General features: G+C 71.6%; 15 protein-coding genes. 5 read left to right on the top strand and 10 right to left on the bottom strand.

Annotated features, from left to right (window positions below; genetic code table 11):
• Nucleotides 1–10: 10 nt before the first annotated feature.
• Both HPY32_RS08860 and hisD read right to left on the bottom strand, forming a co-directional pair.
• Entirely contained in the window at nucleotides 11–1,138 is a 1,128-nt protein-coding gene (locus HPY32_RS08860) for a histidinol-phosphate transaminase (protein WP_067591462.1), read from the bottom strand.
• On the bottom strand, nucleotides 1,135–2,472 hold the full coding sequence (gene hisD / locus HPY32_RS08855; protein WP_067591465.1) for a histidinol dehydrogenase: 1,338 nt from the start codon (nucleotides 2,470–2,472) through the stop codon (nucleotides 1,135–1,137). The genes HPY32_RS08860 and hisD overlap by 4 nt, the downstream gene beginning before the upstream one ends.
• Before the next feature lie 178 nt (nucleotides 2,473–2,650).
• On the opposite strand from hisD, the gene HPY32_RS08850 reads away from it, so the two are divergent.
• Together HPY32_RS08850 and HPY32_RS08845 are read left to right on the top strand one after the other, a co-directional pair.
• Nucleotides 2,651–3,052 (top strand): PPOX class F420-dependent oxidoreductase, encoded by a 402-nt coding sequence (locus tag HPY32_RS08850; RefSeq protein ID WP_067596080.1) that lies wholly within the window; start codon nucleotides 2,651–2,653, stop codon nucleotides 3,050–3,052.
• Nucleotides 3,053–3,238: 186 nt separating this feature from the next.
• Nucleotides 3,239–3,661: a YjdF family protein gene (locus HPY32_RS08845; protein ID WP_067596081.1), complete on the top strand. Its 423-nt coding sequence runs from the start codon at nucleotides 3,239–3,241 to the stop codon at nucleotides 3,659–3,661.
• Between the two features lie 8 nt (nucleotides 3,662–3,669).
• Here the strand turns inward: HPY32_RS08845 and HPY32_RS08840 are convergent, their stop codons facing one another.
• Together HPY32_RS08840 and HPY32_RS08835 are read right to left on the bottom strand one after the other, a co-directional pair.
• Complete coding sequence (locus tag HPY32_RS08840; RefSeq protein ID WP_067591468.1) at nucleotides 3,670–4,275, bottom strand: maleylpyruvate isomerase family mycothiol-dependent enzyme; 606 nt, start codon at nucleotides 4,273–4,275, stop codon at nucleotides 3,670–3,672.
• Nucleotides 4,276–4,333: 58 nt separating this feature from the next.
• Nucleotides 4,334–4,621, bottom strand: coding sequence for a putative quinol monooxygenase (locus HPY32_RS08835; protein WP_067591471.1), 288 nt, complete (start codon nucleotides 4,619–4,621; stop codon nucleotides 4,334–4,336).
• A gap of 143 nt (nucleotides 4,622–4,764) precedes the next feature.
• Between HPY32_RS08835 and HPY32_RS08830 the strand changes: the two genes are divergently transcribed.
• Complete coding sequence (locus tag HPY32_RS08830) at nucleotides 4,765–5,610, top strand: helix-turn-helix transcriptional regulator (protein WP_067591474.1); 846 nt, start codon at nucleotides 4,765–4,767, stop codon at nucleotides 5,608–5,610.
• Nucleotides 5,611–5,628: 18 nt separating this feature from the next.
• Here the strand turns inward: HPY32_RS08830 and HPY32_RS08825 are convergent, their stop codons facing one another.
• The 3 genes from HPY32_RS08825 to HPY32_RS08815 all read right to left on the bottom strand — a co-directional run bounded on the left by HPY32_RS08825 (nucleotide 5,629) and on the right by HPY32_RS08815 (nucleotide 10,113).
• Complete coding sequence (locus HPY32_RS08825; protein WP_171982760.1) at nucleotides 5,629–7,215, bottom strand: serine/threonine-protein kinase; 1,587 nt, start codon at nucleotides 7,213–7,215, stop codon at nucleotides 5,629–5,631.
• Nucleotides 7,216–7,420: 205 nt separating this feature from the next.
• Entirely contained in the window at nucleotides 7,421–9,193 is a 1,773-nt protein-coding gene (locus tag HPY32_RS08820; protein WP_067591479.1) for a penicillin-binding transpeptidase domain-containing protein, read from the bottom strand.
• Between the two features lie 56 nt (nucleotides 9,194–9,249).
• The gene (locus HPY32_RS08815) at nucleotides 9,250–10,113 is read right to left on the bottom strand and encodes an arylamine N-acetyltransferase family protein (protein WP_067591482.1); all 864 of its coding nucleotides are present in this window, start codon (nucleotides 10,111–10,113) and stop codon (nucleotides 9,250–9,252) included.
• Nucleotides 10,114–10,203: 90 nt separating this feature from the next.
• Here HPY32_RS08815 and HPY32_RS46910 point away from each other — a divergent pair, with 90 nt between their 5' ends.
• Complete coding sequence (locus tag HPY32_RS46910) at nucleotides 10,204–11,361, top strand: winged helix DNA-binding domain-containing protein (protein WP_507236490.1); 1,158 nt, start codon at nucleotides 10,204–10,206, stop codon at nucleotides 11,359–11,361.
• A gap of 91 nt (nucleotides 11,362–11,452) precedes the next feature.
• Entirely contained in the window at nucleotides 11,453–11,872 is a 420-nt protein-coding gene (locus tag HPY32_RS08805; protein WP_067591487.1) for a tellurite resistance TerB family protein, read from the top strand.
• A gap of 10 nt (nucleotides 11,873–11,882) precedes the next feature.
• Here HPY32_RS08805 and nadC read toward each other — a convergent pair whose 3' ends face one another.
• From nadC to nadA, 3 genes are read right to left on the bottom strand one after another with little or no spacing between them, the layout of a single operon-like run.
• Complete coding sequence (gene nadC, locus HPY32_RS08800; protein WP_067591490.1) at nucleotides 11,883–12,743, bottom strand: carboxylating nicotinate-nucleotide diphosphorylase; 861 nt, start codon at nucleotides 12,741–12,743, stop codon at nucleotides 11,883–11,885.
• Between the two features lie 43 nt (nucleotides 12,744–12,786).
• Nucleotides 12,787–14,442, bottom strand: coding sequence for an L-aspartate oxidase (locus HPY32_RS08795; protein ID WP_067591493.1), 1,656 nt, complete (start codon nucleotides 14,440–14,442; stop codon nucleotides 12,787–12,789).
• The gene (nadA, locus tag HPY32_RS08790; protein ID WP_067591496.1) at nucleotides 14,439–15,464 is read right to left on the bottom strand and encodes a quinolinate synthase NadA; all 1,026 of its coding nucleotides are present in this window, start codon (nucleotides 15,462–15,464) and stop codon (nucleotides 14,439–14,441) included. The genes HPY32_RS08795 and nadA overlap by 4 nt, the downstream gene beginning before the upstream one ends.
• Between the last annotated feature and the right edge of the window lie 77 nt (nucleotides 15,465–15,541).

The raw sequence follows: 15,541 nt of genomic DNA, 5'->3' as shown, positions 1-15,541 counted from the left end.
TCCGGAGCGGTCATCGGGCCAGCTCCGTGGGGGCCAACAGCGCGCTGACGCGCAGGAATTCGTCGTTCTCCGCGGCCAGCCCGATGGTGGCGCGCAGATAGCCGGGGATGCCGACGTCGCGGATCAGCACGCCCCGGTCCAGGTAGCGCTGCCAGGCGGCCGGGGCGTCGGCGAACCGGCCGAACAGCAGGAAGTTGGCGTCGCTGGGGAATACCTGGAAACCCAGCTCGCGCAGCGCCGCCGATACCCGATCGCGCTGCGCCGCCAGTGCGGCCACGCTGCCCAGGGTTTCCTCGGCGTGCCGCAGCGCCGCCCGCGCGGCCGCCTGGGTCACCACCGACAGGTGATACGGCAGCCGCACCAGCAGCACGGCGTCGATCACCGCCGGGGCGGCGGCCAGGTAGCCGAGGCGACCGCCCGCGAACGCGAACGCCTTCGACATGGTCCGGGTGACAACGAGTTTCGCCGGGTACCGGTCGATCAGCTCGATCGCGCTGGGGGCGCTGGAGAATTCGCCGTACGCCTCGTCGACGATCACCAGACCCGGTGCCGCGTCGAGGATCCGGGCCAGCTCGGGCAGCGCGACGCTGTGCCCGGTCGGATTGTTCGGGCTGGTCACGAACACCACATCGGGGTGGCGCTCGCCGATGCAGGCCACCGCGTAGTCGATGTCGAGGGAGAAGTCGGCGCTGCGCTCGGCCTGCACCCATTCGGTGTCGATGCCCTCGGAGATGATCGGGTGCATCGAGTACGACGGTACGAAACCCAGGGCGCTGCGGCCCGGTCCGCCGAACGCCTGCAGCAGCTGCTGCAGAATCTCGTTGGAGCCGTTGGCCGCCCACACATTGGCGGCGTCGAGCACGACACCGGTCTGCCGGGACAGATACGCCGCGAGGTCGGTGCGCAGCGCGACCGCGTCCCGGTCCGGGTAGCGGTGCAGGTCGGCGGCGGCGGCCCGGATGGACTCGGCCACATCGTCGATCAGCGCGCGGCTGGGCGGGTGCGGGTTCTCATTGGTGTTGAGCTGCACCGGCACCGTCAATTGCGGTGCGCCGTAGGGCTTCTTGCCGCGCAGGTTGTCGCGCAGCGGCAGATCGTCCAGCGACACACCGGATCCGGGGATGGTCGACGCGGTCATCGCAGGGCCTCGAATCGGGCCTGCACGGCCTGGCCGTGCGCGGGCAGATCCTCCGCGTTCGCCAACGCGACCACATGTCCCACAACGTCTTTCAGTGCCGACTCGCTGTATTCGACGACGTGGATGCCGCGCAGGAAGGTCTGCACGCTCAGCCCCGAGGAGTGCCGCGCGCAGCCCGCGGTCGGCAGCACATGGTTGGAGCCCGCGCAGTAGTCGCCGAGGCTGACCGGGGACCAGGCGCCCACGAAAACCGCTCCGGCGCTGCGCACCCGGGCCGCGACCGCGGACGCGTCGGCGGTCTGGATCTCCAGGTGCTCGGCGGCGTAGGCGTTCACCACGCGCAGGCCCTGGTCGATGTCGTCGACGAGCACGATGCCGGACTGCTTGCCCGACAACGCCTCCGCCACCCGATGGTGGTGCTTGACCACCGCCAGCTGCGCGACGACGGCGGCCTCGACGGCGTCGGCCAGCGCGGCGCTGTCGGTGACCAGCACGCTGGCGGCCAGCACATCGTGCTCGGCCTGGCTGATCAGGTCGGCGGCCACGTGCACCGGGTCGGCGGTGGCGTCGGCGAGGATGGCGATCTCGGTGGGACCGGCCTCGGCGTCGATGCCGACCAAGCCCCGGCACAGCCGCTTGGCGGCGGTGACGTAGATATTGCCCGGCCCGGTGATCAGGTCGACCGGTTCCAGCTGCGTGCCGTCGGTGTCGATGCCGCCGTAGGACAGCAGGGCGACCGCCTGCGCGCCGCCGACGGCCCACACCTCGGTGACGCCGAGCAGCCGCGCGGCGGCCAGGATGGTCGGGTGCGGCAGCCCGCCGAACTGCGCCTGCGGCGGCGAGGCCACCACCAGCGACTGCACCCCGGCGGCCTGCGCGGGCACCACGTTCATCACGACGCTGGACGGATAGACGGCATTGCCGCCCGGCACATACAGACCGACCCGTTCGACCGGGACCCAGCGCTCGGTGACGGTGCCGCCCGCGACCACCTCGGTGGTGGTGTCGGTGCGGCGCTGGTCGGCGTGCACCCGGCGGGTGCGGTCGATGGCGACCTCCAGCGCGGTGCGCACGGCCGGATCCAGTTCGGTCAGCGCGCGCTCCAGCGCGGCGGCCGGAACCCGGACCGCGGCGGGCGCGACGCCGTCGAACTTCTCGCTGAATTCCAGTGCGGCCCCCACCCCGCGGTCGCGGATCGCCTCCACCACCGGCCGCACCTGATGCAGCACCGAGTCGACGTCGACTCCCCCGCGCGGCAGCGCGGCACGCAACTCGGCGGCGGTGGGAGTGCGACCGCGCAGATCGACGCGGGCGAGCTCGATGCGGGATGTCATAGCGCTGCGTAATCCTTGTCTGTGCTGGTCATCACACCGAAGCTCGGCGGCTTCGGGCCAGTTACCAGACTAGTGGGTCGCCGCCAACGGTTATCGACCCCATGACCCGCCGGGAAAGATTCCGGGCGGTGTGTTGTTCGATATGGGTCACAAGACACGGACGACCGATGGAGCACGAATGACCGAGATTCCCGAGAAGGCCCGCGACCTGCTGGAGCGGCCGGTCTACGCCAGCCTGGGCACCACCCGCCCGGACGGCGCGCCGCAGGTGAACCCGATGTGGTTCGTGTGGGACGGCGAGCTGATCTGGTTCACCCACACCAACTTCCGGCAGAAGTTCAAGAACATCGCGAACGAGCCGCGGGTGTCGATCTCGATCTTCGACCCGGACAACCCGTACCGCTACCTGGAGGTTCGCGGCGTGGTCGACCACATCGACGCCGACCCGGAGGGTGCGCTCTACACCCGCCTGTCGCAGCGGTACGGCCTCGGCGAGATCGTGCCACCGGACGCGAAGGACCGGGTGGCGATCGCCGTCCGGCCGACCGGCGCGTACGGCAATGCGACGGTCCGCGACTGAGTCGCGCGGAAAAGCCGGTGCCCGCGGCGGCGGGCACCGGTAAACTCGCCGCCGGACGAGCGAAAACACGGTCCCGGTCGGTAGTCCGGGCGCTCGCTGCGGCGAGTCAGTAACCTCCCTCCCAGGGTGTCCGGCCCGTCCTCTCGATGCGGCGCAATGCCGCGGCCACAACCATGGGAGGACACGATGCCGAGCACGTTCAGCGTGTACTACGACGGCCAATTCTGGGTCGGGGTCCTGGAGATCACCGACGATTCCGGCGTGCGCGCGGCACGCCATGTCTTCGGCGGGGAGCCGAGCAATGCCGAGCTCGAGGAGTTCGCGCGGCGCGAGTACGGCGGGCTGCTGGATCGGGCGCTCGCCGCGCCGCCGGTGCCCGCCGCGTCCCGCCCGACCGCCCGCGTCAATCCGAAACGATTGGCGCGCTTGGCGGCCCGCGAGCAGGCGGCGCGGCCGGTGACCTCCGCCGCGCAGGATGCGCTGCGGCTGGCCCACGAGCAGGCCGGGCACGAGAACCGCGCGGCCGCCAAGCGCCGCCGCCTCGCCGACGCCGAGCAGCGCCGGGAGCAGGCCGACCGCAAGCGAAAGGCCAAGCGGCGCGGCCATTGACGCGCCGATCAGCGGGCGCAGCGGTCCCGCAGGATCGACACGCCCGGGCCGTCGAGTTCGGCGAGGGCGGCGGGGCGGCCGACCATGGCGAGGATGAGGGCCTCGCCGGGGCCGTGGACCTCGGGGCCGGTGCCGCGGGACCAGTTCAGGTCGGTGGCCCTCAGGCGCAGGCCACCGATGTATCGGCCGGGTCTGGCGAAGGGGTCGGGGTGGTCGAGGACGGCGCGCAGCCGCTCGGGCGCGATCTTGCGATCGCGGCCGAGCGGTCGCCGGATGTCCTGGTGGTGAACGACCATGTCGGACAGCGCGACTCGGGGCAGCAGCCGGGAGATGTGCTCGCCGGGTGCGTTCAGCCGCTCCAGCAGCTGCGCGGTGGACAGCGATTTGGACTTGTCGGCGAGCAGGTCGTTGACCCGATCGGCCGACAGGCCGTTGCGCAACAGGATCGCCGCGTAGGTGGGTGCGGGAATCGTGTCGTAGAGCAGGTGCCCCACCACGTCGCGCACCCGCCAGCCCGCGCACAGCGAGGGTGTCATCCATTCGTCCTCGGTGAGGGTGCGCAACAGCGCGATCAGCTCTGCCCGTTCGGCACGCAACAACTGCCGTGTATTCACCGCGAAAGATTAACCACCGCAACGGTTGTCCGGATAGCCCCCGAACGATGCGAAACAATCAGGCCGGGGTCAGGCGGCGCACCACCAGCGGTTCGGCGAGGACGTCCTCCAGCACCTTCGCGGCGTGCTGGAAGTGCGGGGTCCGGAAGTGCGCCTCGAGCGCGTCGTTGTCGGTCCACTCCTCGACCATCACCCAGTGCCTCGGATCGTTGGGGTCCACGAACGGCTGGTAGGAGATGGCGCCTTCCTCCGCCAGCGACGGTTCGATCAGCGCCTCCAGCGTGGTGCGCAGCCGGTCCTCCTGACCGGACGCGGCGCGCAGTTCGGCGACGACGTGCAGGCTCATGCGATTGGCTCCTTCGTGACGGGCGCCGGAGTCTCCGGCGACGGCAACCACTTTCGTCGCTCCAGTCTGCCGTGGCCAGTGCCCGGCCAGCCTGGGCACCGGGCGACCAGGTTCGCCCCGCGCGGGCCCGGCATACTGACCCTATGACCGTCGATCGACGCGCCGAACTCGGCGAATTCCTGCGTTCCCGCCGCGCCCGGTTGCGCCCGGAGGAGGTCGGCCTGATCGATCACGGCACCCGCCGCCGGGTGCCCGGCCTGCGCCGCGAGGAACTGGCCCTGCTGGCCGGGGTCAGCGTCGACCACTATGTGCGGCTGGAGCAGGGCCGCACCCTGCAGTTCTCGGAATCGGTCCTGGATGCCGTCGCCCGCGCCCTGCGCCTGAATCCCGTTGAGCGCGAACACTTCTACCGCCTGGCCCGCCCCTGGTCCGGCGAGGAGGCCCCCGCCGACCAGCAGGTCCGCCCCGGGCTGCGCCGCCTGCTGGACTCCACCGGCGACGTCCCCGCCTACATCGTGGGCCGCGGCACCCGCGTCCTGGCCTGGAACCGCCTGGCCGCCGCCCTGGTCACCGATTTCGCCGCCCTGGACCCGCTGGACCGCAACCTGGCGCGCCTGGTCTTCCTGGACGAGGGCATGCGCGAGCTGTACGAGGACTGGGACGCCAAGGCCGCCGATGTGGTCGCCTACCTGCGCCTGGACCTGTCCCGCAATCCCGGCTGCCCCGTGGTGTCGGCCCTGATCGATGAATTGTCCGGGGCCAGTCCCGAATTCCGCGAGCACTGGTCCCGGCACGAGCTCAAGGACAAGACCCACGGACGCTATGTCTACATCCACCCCGAGGTGGGCCGGTTGGAGCTGAGCTACGAAACCCTGCGTCTGCCGGACGATCCCGACCAGGCGCTGATCGCGCACACGGTGGAACCGGGCTCGCCCTCCGAGACGGCGCTGCGGCTGTTGGCCTCGCTGAGCGAGCCCGCCCGCCGCTGACGGGCGGTCCCGCGGCCGCTATTCCCGAATGTCGCTGTCGATCAGCAGCGGGCCCTTGGGGGTGGCCATGACCACCCGCATGCTGGCCGACTTGGACTGCCCGTCCTGGTAGTCCACGCTGGCAACGTTCATGTCGAGCGAGCCATCGGAATTGTTCGACCCGTCGATGGTCCGATAGTTCTGCACCGGGTGCTGCTTCCAATACGATTGGAAAGCCTGCTGCGACCCGTAGACCTGCTGGGCAGCCGGGGTCAGGCTGTTCCATGCGGCGGTGAAATCGTCCTGGTACGTGAGGTGGTCGTAGAAGACCTTCACGAATTTCAGGGCCTCGTTCAGGTCGGCCTTACCGGCGCTCTTCGTCTGCCCCAGCGCCGAGGTCGGCGGCGTCGTGGTGCCACCGCTCGCCGGTGCGCTCGTCGACGCCGAACCTCCTTGCGAGGCAGGCGCATTCGACCCCGAGCTACTGAACATCGCGTACAGCACCCCGGCCACGATCACCAGCCCCACCGCGAACCCGATCGCGAACAGCAGCGACTTGCGGTTGCGGCCCTCGGGCTCCGGCGCGTACTCCGGCGCCTGCACCGGGTGCGAGCGGGTCGGGTGGGAGGCCGGGGGTGCGGGGCGGACCGGGGGCAGGTCCGGCTCGGAAAGCGGTGCGGCCGTGGCCATCATCTCCGCGGTGGAGATGTCGGCCTGGGCGGCGCGGCGGTCGAGGGTGCGGACCGCTTGCTGGCGGCGGGGGGCCGAGCGCGGGGCGGCCGAGCGGTGGGTGGCCAGCATGTGGGTGGGCTCGGAGTCCGCGCCGTAGTCGGCGAAATCGGCGAGGTGGTCGCGGATCTCGATCATGCTGGGCCGGTCCTCCGGCTCGAAGCTGAGCAGATCCAGCAGCAGGTCGGTCAGCGGGCCCGCGTTGCGCGGCTGGCTGAGCTGCCCGTTGGCCGCGGCGTACAGCAGCGCCAGCGGGTTCGGGTTGGTGCCGTAGGGCGGCTCGCCCTCCAGCGCGTGGAAAAGCGTTGCGCCCAGGGCGAAGACGTCGGCGGCCGGGGTCGGGTCGGCGCCGCGCGCCACCTCCGGCGCGAGATACGCCGCGGTGCCGGAGATCAGGCCGGTCGCGGTCAGGGTGACATCGCCCTTGGCCTTGGAGATGCCGAAGTCGGTGATCTTCACCGTGCCGTTGTCGCCCAGCAGCACATTGCCCGGCTTCACGTCGCGGTGCACGATCCCGGCCCGATGCGCGGCCACCAGCGCCGAGGCCACCTGCTCACCGATGCGCGCGACCTGCGGCAGCGGCAGCGTGCCCTGCGAGGACAGCACCACCGCCAGGCTCTTGGACGGCAGGTACTCCATGACCAGGCACGGATCGCCCTCGTGGTCGGTGATATCGAAGACCACGATGGCATTGGGATGCTGGAAGCGCGCCGCGTTGCGGGCCTCCCGCGACGCCCGCTGCCGCACGATCTCCTTCTCGCCCGCGGGCAGGCTGGGCTGAGTGAGGATCTGCTTGATCGCCACCGATCGTTCGAGACGCTCGTCGACGGCACGCCAGACGACGCCTGTGCCGCCGCTACCAATCCGCTCGACCAGGCGGTAATGCCCTGCGATCACTTGGCCGGTTTCGATGGCACTACTCCGAGTTTCTCCGCGATCCGTGACTTACCGTGCGCGGTCGCCCGCGCGTTCCTCGCACGAGTGTAGCGGGCCGCACGGGCGGACCCGACGCCGGAGCGAGATCTGGGCGAAATATGTGCGCGATCGCGGGGCTGCGGGCGAGATCACTGTGTGACCGCCCCGAGACTTTCGGTGACAGAGATCACTTCGAGGCCCGGAGGAAGCGGCCCGCGGCCTCCACCGCCGGGGTGGAGCTCCCGGCGTCGCTGATGAATACCGCCAGCGCCAGATCGCCATCGATGCCCACGAACCAGCCGTGCGCGTGCTTGTCGTCGATGTACTCGGCGGTGCCGGTCTTGCCCAGCATGTCCGGGATGTCGCGCAGCTGCGTGGCGGTGCCGTTCGTAATCGTCTCGCGCATCATGGTTTTCACCTGATCGGCGACGGCGGGCGGCAGCGGGTCCGGATTATGGTCGGCCACACCGGGTTTCCCGGCGACGATGGTGGGCGCGGGCACCGAGCCGCGCGCGAGCGCCGCGGCCGCCAGCGCCATCCCGAACGGCGAGGCGGTCACCGTGCCCTGGCCGATGCCCTCCTCCACGCGCAGCGCCGGGGTGTCGGCGACGGGCACCTTGCCGGTCACCGTCGTCATGCCGGGCGCGGTGTAGTCGACGCCGAGGCCCAGCTGCGACGCCGCCTTGGTGAGGCCGTCAGGCGGCAGGTTCACCGCGAGCCGTCCCATCGTCGTATTGCAGGACTTGGCGAACGCGGTGTGCAGCGGCACCCGACCGAGATCGAAGTTGTTGTCGTTGGGGATCTGTCGTCCCTCGATGTTCTCGGTGCCGGGGCAGCCGACCACGGTATCCGGGGTCACCTGACCGGCCTGCAGGGCCGCGGACACGGTGACGGTCTTGAAGGTGGAACCCGGCGGGTAGAGGCCGGTGAGCGCGATCGGACCCTGGGCGTCGGCGGGCGCGTTCTGGGCGACGGCCAGCACATTGCCGGTGGACGGTTGCAGCACCACCATCGCCGCGGGCGTGGGGATCGGGGCCAGCGCGGCCTTCGCGTCGCGCAGCATGCCGATATCGAGCGTGGTGGCGATGTCGGCGACCGGCTCGGCGTCCTGCCCGCCGACCCGCTGGGTGCCGTCGGCGGTCCGGGCGCGCACCGCCCAGCCCGCGGCGGCGTCGGCGTTGTGCTGCCACAGGTCCGACAACCCGGCCAGGGTCGGCGAGGTGAGCGCCTTGTCGGTGGTCAGCAGCTCGGTCTGCGGGGCCAGCGTGACATTCGGCAGCGCCGCCAGCGCGCCCTGGATCGGGTCGAGGTCGGCCTGGCGCAGCCGGATCGCGGTGATCGGTTTGCCCTGCGCCCCGGCCAGTTCCGACTCCAGCGACGCGGCCGTGATGCCGGGGTCGATCGGATTCAGCAGGGCCGCAACGGCTCCCAGATCGGCGCCGGGCGCCACCTGGACCAGGGTCACCACCTGCTGGGTCAGCAGTTCCGCGCCGGTGCGGTCGAGCACCCGCGCGGGCGGGGTCGGCGACGCGGTGCCGTAGCTCAGCGGCCCGACGTCGAGACCGGGCGCGACGGTCGCCGGATTCCAGCGGATCTTCCACTTGTCGCCGGACTGCGCGGCCGCGCCGGTGGTGGTGTAGGTCCACTGGTTCTTGCCGTCCTGGCCGAACTTCCAGGTGGCGGCGAGCGCGAAAGTCGCTCCGCTGTCGGACTTGTCGATCTTGCCGACCTCGAAGTGCACGTTCTTGCCGAGGCTGTCGTACAGCTTGCCGAGGGTGTCCGCGGCCTGCGCCGGATCGCTGGTGACCGCGGCCGCCGCGGTGGGGTCGTCGCGATTGAGGGCATCGGCGAAGCTGTGCACGGTGCCGTTCAATCGGTCGGCCGCCTTGTCGCCGGAGCAGGCGGCCAACGCCAGCGCGGGCGTGGCGAACAGGGCGAACAGTTTCGTTCCGGTACGCACCCGACCGACCCTACCGGCTGATCGCCCGCCGCCGCGGGAGCGAACGGCGCCGGGTCTCAGCGCTCGAGCCACGCCGCGGCGGCCAGCCGGGCGGCGTCGGCGTCGGTCAGCTCGATGCCGAATACCTCGGTGATCGTGGCGGGCAGCTCGCCCGGTGGCAGCTCCCGGGTCCGCGCCGAGCCGTCGGGATGCTCGGTGACCCAGGTGGTTCCGTCCAGGACGTGGTGCGCGTCGGGGAGCATGCGCTGTATATAGGGGCGGGCGGTGAACGGGGATCGTGGCGCGGTGGCGACGTAGTGGTTGCCCACCGCGTAATCGATGCGGTACTTCGGGTCGAGGGTGAAGGTGTGCCGGTCGATCCAGCCGTCGCGGGCGAAATGGTGCAGCACCCACAGGTCGGTGTCGAGTTCGCCGCGGGTGCGCTCCAGGCGGAAGCGCCAGTCACCGGCCCGCACCTCGCCCGCGTCGGCGCGCAGCTCCAGCGGCGCCAGCGGCCCGGAGCCGAAACCGACGTCGCACAGCCACACTCGCGGGTCGTCGGCGGTGGTGACGCGCAGCAGCGCGTGCGTGGGGGGCCGTAAGGCGTTCGCGCCCATGACCACCCGGCCCTGCAGGCCGGTGAGGCCGAAGCCGAGGCGCTCCAGCGCGGCCGCGAACAGGCCGACGTGCTCGTAGCAGTAACCGCCGCGCCGCGAGCGGACCAACTTGTGCTGCAACGACTCCACGTCCAGCGGGACCGGGCGGCCGAACAGCGGCTCGAGATTCTCGAACGGGATGGTGGTGGTGTGGGCGTACTGCAGGGCGTGCAGTGTCGCCACGGTGGGGGTGCGCTCGCCGGTGAATCCGAGGCGGGCCAGGTAGGCGTCCAGGTCCAGGGCGTCGCCGTCCCAGTGGTACGCGGGGTCCGCGGGCTTGGTCATCGCACCTCCACATCGAATTGCGGCGCCATGATCAACCGCGGGCGTCGGTGATCTGTTCCGGCCGCTAGGATTCGACCGTGCGTTCGATCGATGCCTCGCAACGGCGCGCCCGGCTGGCGGTGCGACACCGGCTCGCCGCCGCGGCGCGCGGCGCGGATGTCGCGGCGGTCGCCGACGCGATGGTGGCGCTGCACGCCACCGATCCCGCGACGGTGTATCTGTCGGTGGCGGCCCGCACCCGCGGGCTGGAACCGGCGCACGTGGAGCGGGCGCTCTACGACGACCGCACGCTGGTGCGCCTGCTGGCCATGCGCCGGACCATGTTCGTGGCCCCGGTCGGGCTGCTGCCCGCGTTGCAGGCGGGCGTCGCCGACGCGCTGGCGGACAAGCAGCGCCGCCTACGGCCGCTACCTGACCGAGGTCGTCGACGGCGATATCGGGGCGTGGCTGGCGGAGGTGGAGGACGAGACCCATCGAGAGTTGCTGGCGCGCGGCAGCGCGACCGGGGCGCAGCTCGGCGCGGCGGTGCCGCGGCTGCGCACCCGGGTCGACACGGCGCCCGGCAAGTCGTATTCCAAACCCACCAACATCACCACTTGGGTGCTGATCACGCTGGGCTGCGAGGGCCGCATCGTGCGCGGGCGGCCGAACGGCGGCTGGACCAGCAGCCAGTACACCTGGGTGCCCGTCGAATCGTGGCTGCCCGCAGGCGTTCCCGCGCTACCGGTCGAGGCGGCGCGCGCCGAACTCGTGCGCCGCTGGCTGTACGCCTTCGGACCCGCGCCGGTCGAGGACATCAGGTGGTGGACCGGATGGACCATGACCGAGGTGCGAAAAACCCTGGCGCAGTTGCCGATCGCCGAGGTCGGCCTCGACGGCGGTTCCGGTGTACTGCTCGCCGACGATCTGGATCCGGTGCCCGCGCCCGAGCCCTGGGCCGCGCTGCTGCCCGCGTTGGACGCCACGCCGATGGGCTGGCAGCGCCGCGACTGGTTCCTGGGCCCGCACGCGCCGGACCTGTTCGACCGCAATGGCAATGTAGGGCCGACGGTGTGGTGGGACGGGCGCATCGTGGGTGGCTGGGCGCAGCGCAGGGACGGCGAGATCGCCTGGCGGCTGCTGGAGGATGTCGGCGCGGACGCGCGGGCGGCGATCACCGCCGAGGCCGAGCGCACGGCCGCCTGGTTCGGCGAGGTGCGCGCGATACCGCGCTTCCGGACCCCGCTGGAACGCGAACTGTCCGTGTGATGTTCGACACGTCGGCCCCTTCGGCGCGAGACGGGCGGTCCGGGCGGCTCGGGTTCTGTTAGCGTCGGGCCGTCGAAGCAGGGGTGGTGCCATGTCGTTTCAGCACGAGTTCGAGTCCGTGCCGGATACGTTGCGGGACAGTTCGTTCCGCGATGCCGCCGTGGGCATCTGCGCACTGGTCAGCGCGATCGGCGCGGCCGACCCGGCCGAACGCGTGCGGGTGGCCGACCGCATCGAGGATATGCCGGTGCTGCACCACTTTCCACCGTACGAGCTACGAAACCTGTTCGAGGACAACTGGCATCGCCTCGCCCTCGACCCGGCCTTCGGCCGTGCCTACGTGCTGCAACAGGTCGCCAGGGCCACCGACCGCCCCGCCCAGGCGCGCGCGGCCGTCCGCACCGGCATCGAGATCACCGGCGCGGACCGGCCTTTCGGCCCGCAGGGGGCCGACGTGCTGCGCGAGTGCTGCCGCGTCCTGCACCTGGCGCCCGCGGAATTCGGGCTCTGACGGGGCCTGCCTACATGTCCAGGCCGAGGTCCAGTACGCGGACGGAGTGGGTGAGGGCGCCGACGGCCAGGTAGTCCACGCCGGTGCGGGCGTAGTCGGCGGCCGCGTCGAGGGACAGGCCGCCGGAGGACTCGAGTTTCGTGCGCGGGGCGCGGGTGTCGCGGCGCTGCACCGCGGCCTGGGTGGCCCACAGCGGGAAGTTGTCCAGCAGCACCAGTTCCACGTTCTCGGCGAGGATCGCGTCGAGCTGGTCGAGGCTGTCCACCTCGACCTCGCACGCGATATCGGGGTCCAGGTCGCGCACCGCGCGCAGCGCGGCCACCACCGACCCGGCGGCCACCACGTGGTTGTCCTTGATCAGCGCGGCGTCGCCGAGGCCCATCCGGTGGTTGACGCCGCCGCCGACGCGCACCGCGTACTTCTGCAGCGCCCGCAGGCCGGGCAGCGTCTTGCGGCTGTCGCGGATCCGGCAGCCGGTGCCGGACACGGCGTCCACCCACGCCGCGGTCGCGGTGGCGATGCCGGACAGGTGGGTCACCAGATTCAGCATGGTCCGCTCGGCGGTGAGCAGGCCGCGGGTCGGGGCGACCAGGCTCAGCACCGCGTCCCCGGCCCGCACCCGGGTGCCGTCGGCCACCCGGTCGGTCACCTCGTACGCACCCGCGCCGATGACCTCGTCGAGCACCAGCAGCCCGACATCGATCCCGGCGACGGTGCCGGGCTGCCGGGCCGCCATCGTCGCCTTCGCCGTCGCCGTCGCGGAAACCGTTGCGGCCGTGGTGATATCGGGGCCGTACCGCAGATCCTCGTCGAGGGCGGTGCGGATCAGGGCCCGCACCGCGTCGTGGTCCAGGCCGGAGTCCAGGCTCATCGGAGTACTCCTCGTTCGTGAATGTGTTCGGGGCGAAGGCATGTCACGACGCCCTCGACACCGCCAGCGCGGCCCACGCGCCGGGCGTCACCGGTTCGCCGGTCGCCAATTGCGGGCGGCCGTCGGCGCCCAGTCGCACCGGGAGGCTGCGGCGCAGCTCCTCGCGGGATTGCGGATAGTCGGATCGGGTGTGGCAGCCCCGGCTTTCGGTGCGCGCGGTGGCGGCGACCAGCAGGGCGCGGGCCGTCAGCGTCAGCGCGGCATCCTCGAGCCGGGCGATCTCGCGGTCGGCGGCCACGGCGACCCGTTCGTCCACCTCGCAGGCCGCCGATTCCGCCTGGGCCGCACGGGAATCGTCGGCCAGCAGTCGCAGCAGTCGCAGCACGGCGGCGCGCAGGCCGTCGCGGTCGCGCACCACCGAGACGTGGTCGGTCATCAGCTGTTGCAGGGCGGTCCGATCGGCGCTCGGGAAGGTCACCGCGCCGATCTCGGTGATGCGCGCGGCCGCGCCGAGCCGTTCGGCCGCGGCGACACCGGCGCGCTCGCCCACCACCAGTCCCTCCAGCAAGCTGTTGGAGGCCAGGCGATTCGCGCCGTGCAGGCCGGTGCGGGCCACCTCACCGGCGGCATACAGGCCGGGCACCGTGGTGCGGCCGTAGGCGTCGGTGACCACGCCGCCGCACTGGTAGTGCGCGGCCGGGGCGACCGGAATCAGATCGGTCCGCGGATCGACCCCCATTGCCAGGCACGAGGCGGTGATCGTCGGAAACCGTTGCGCGAAACCGTCGATCGCGCGAGCGTCCAGATACACGTGGTCGCCGCCGAGTTCCTGCATGCGGGCGGCGATGGCCCGCGACACCACGTCCCGCGGCGCCAGATCACCGCGCGGATGCACGCCCGCGGTCACCGAATCGCCCCGGGAATCCAGCAGAATCGCGCCCTCGCCGCGCACGGCCTCGCTGATCAGCGGTCGGCGGCCCAGCCCGCCGGGGGTGAACAGCACGGTCGGATGGAACTGCACGAACTCCAGATCCGCGACCGCCGCACCCGCGCGCAGCGCCAGCGCGATGCCGTCGGCCGTCGCGCCCGACGGGTTGGTGCTGCACGCGTAGAGCTGCCCCGATCCGCCCGTCGCCAGCAGCACCGCGGGCGCGTGCACGAGGCCGAACCCGCGCTCCGACACCGCGAGCACGCCCTGCACACCGGCCGGGCCGGTCACGATCTGCACCGCGGCGGCGCCGAACAGCACCGGCAGCCCGGCCGCGTTCAGTGCCCGCTGCACCTCCGCGCCCGTGGCGTCCCCGCCCGCGTGGATGATGCGCCGGGTGCTGTGCCCGCCCTCGCGGGTGCGCGACACCTGGCCGTCGCGGCCGAGATCGAACACCGCGCCGAGGTCGGTGAGCGCGGAAACCGCCCGCTGCCCGCCCTCGACGATCGACCGCACCGCCTCCGGATCGCACAGCCCGGCCCCGGCCACGACGGTGTCGTGCCCATGGGAGTCGACCGAATCACCCTGCGGCGCAACGACGGCGATCCCACCCTGCGCGTACTGCGTGGCGGTGTCCGTCGGGCCGCCCTTGCTGAGGGTCAGCACCCGCGACCCGCGCAGCGAGGCGGAGCGGGCCGCGGTGAGACCGGCGACGCCGCCGCCGATCACCACCAGGTCCGCCTCGGCCTCCCACGCGACGACCGGGGTCATTCCCCGCCGCCGGGGTTGCCGATCGCGATCATGCGCCGCACCGAATCCCGGCCCGCGGCAGCGGTTTCCGGGTCCACGTGCACCTCGTCGCGGCCCTCCACCAGGCAGCGCAGCAGGGCCGCGGGGGTGATCATCTTCATGTATCGGCAGGAGGCGCGGTCGTTGACGGCCTGAAAGTCGATGTCCGGCGCGGCTTTCCGCAGCTGGTGCAGCATGCCGATCTCGGTGGCCACCAGCACCTGGTTCGATGTCGCGGCGCGCGCGGCGTCGATCATGCCGCCGGTAGACAGGATGTGCACCCGGTCGGCCGGGAACGCGCCCTCCCCCGCCAGGTACAACGCCGAAGTGGCGCAACCGCATTCGGGGTGCACGAACAGTTCGGCGTCGGGGTGGGTGCGGGCCTGCTCGGTCAGCTCGGCGCCGTTGATGCCCGCGTGCACGTGGCACTCGCCCGCCCAGATGTGCATGTTCTCCCGGCCGGTCACCCGCTTGACGTGCGCGCCCAGGAACTGGTCGGGCAGGAACAGCACCTCGCGCTCCGGGTCGATGGAGGCGACCACGTCCACGGCGTTCGACGAGGTGCAGCAGATGTCGGTGAGCGCCTTCACCGCGGCGGTGGTGTTCACGTACGACACCACGACGGCGCCGGGGTGCTCGGCCTTCCATGCCCGCAGGTCCTCGGCGGAGATGGAGTCGGCCAACGAGCATCCGGCGCGCTGGTCGGGAATCAGGACGGTCTTGTCCGGGCTGAGGATCTTCGCCGTCTCGGCCATGAAGTGCACGCCGCAGAACACGATGGTGTCCTCGGGGGCCTCGGCCGCGATCCGCGACAGCGCCAGCGAATCGCCCACATGGTCGGCGACGTCCTGGATCTCGGGCAGCTGATAGTTGTGCGCCAGGATGGTGGCGTTGCGCTCGCGCGCCAGCCGCTTGATCTCTCGCGCCCAGTCCGGGGTGGCCTCGACCCCCGTGAACCCCGTCGGCCCGTCCACGACACGCCCCGCAAACGTCACAGTCGCCATGGGATGGCTCCTTCCTCATGCGCTCGGCAATCGCACCGATTCGCATACACCACGGTTTTCGACTTATAATCGAAAAC

Origin of the sequence: Nocardia terpenica, assembly GCF_013186535.1 — a bacterium.
Taxonomy (GTDB): Bacteria; Actinomycetota; Actinomycetes; order Mycobacteriales; family Mycobacteriaceae; genus Nocardia; species Nocardia terpenica.
This window is presented reverse-complemented; position numbering and strand designations above follow the sequence as displayed.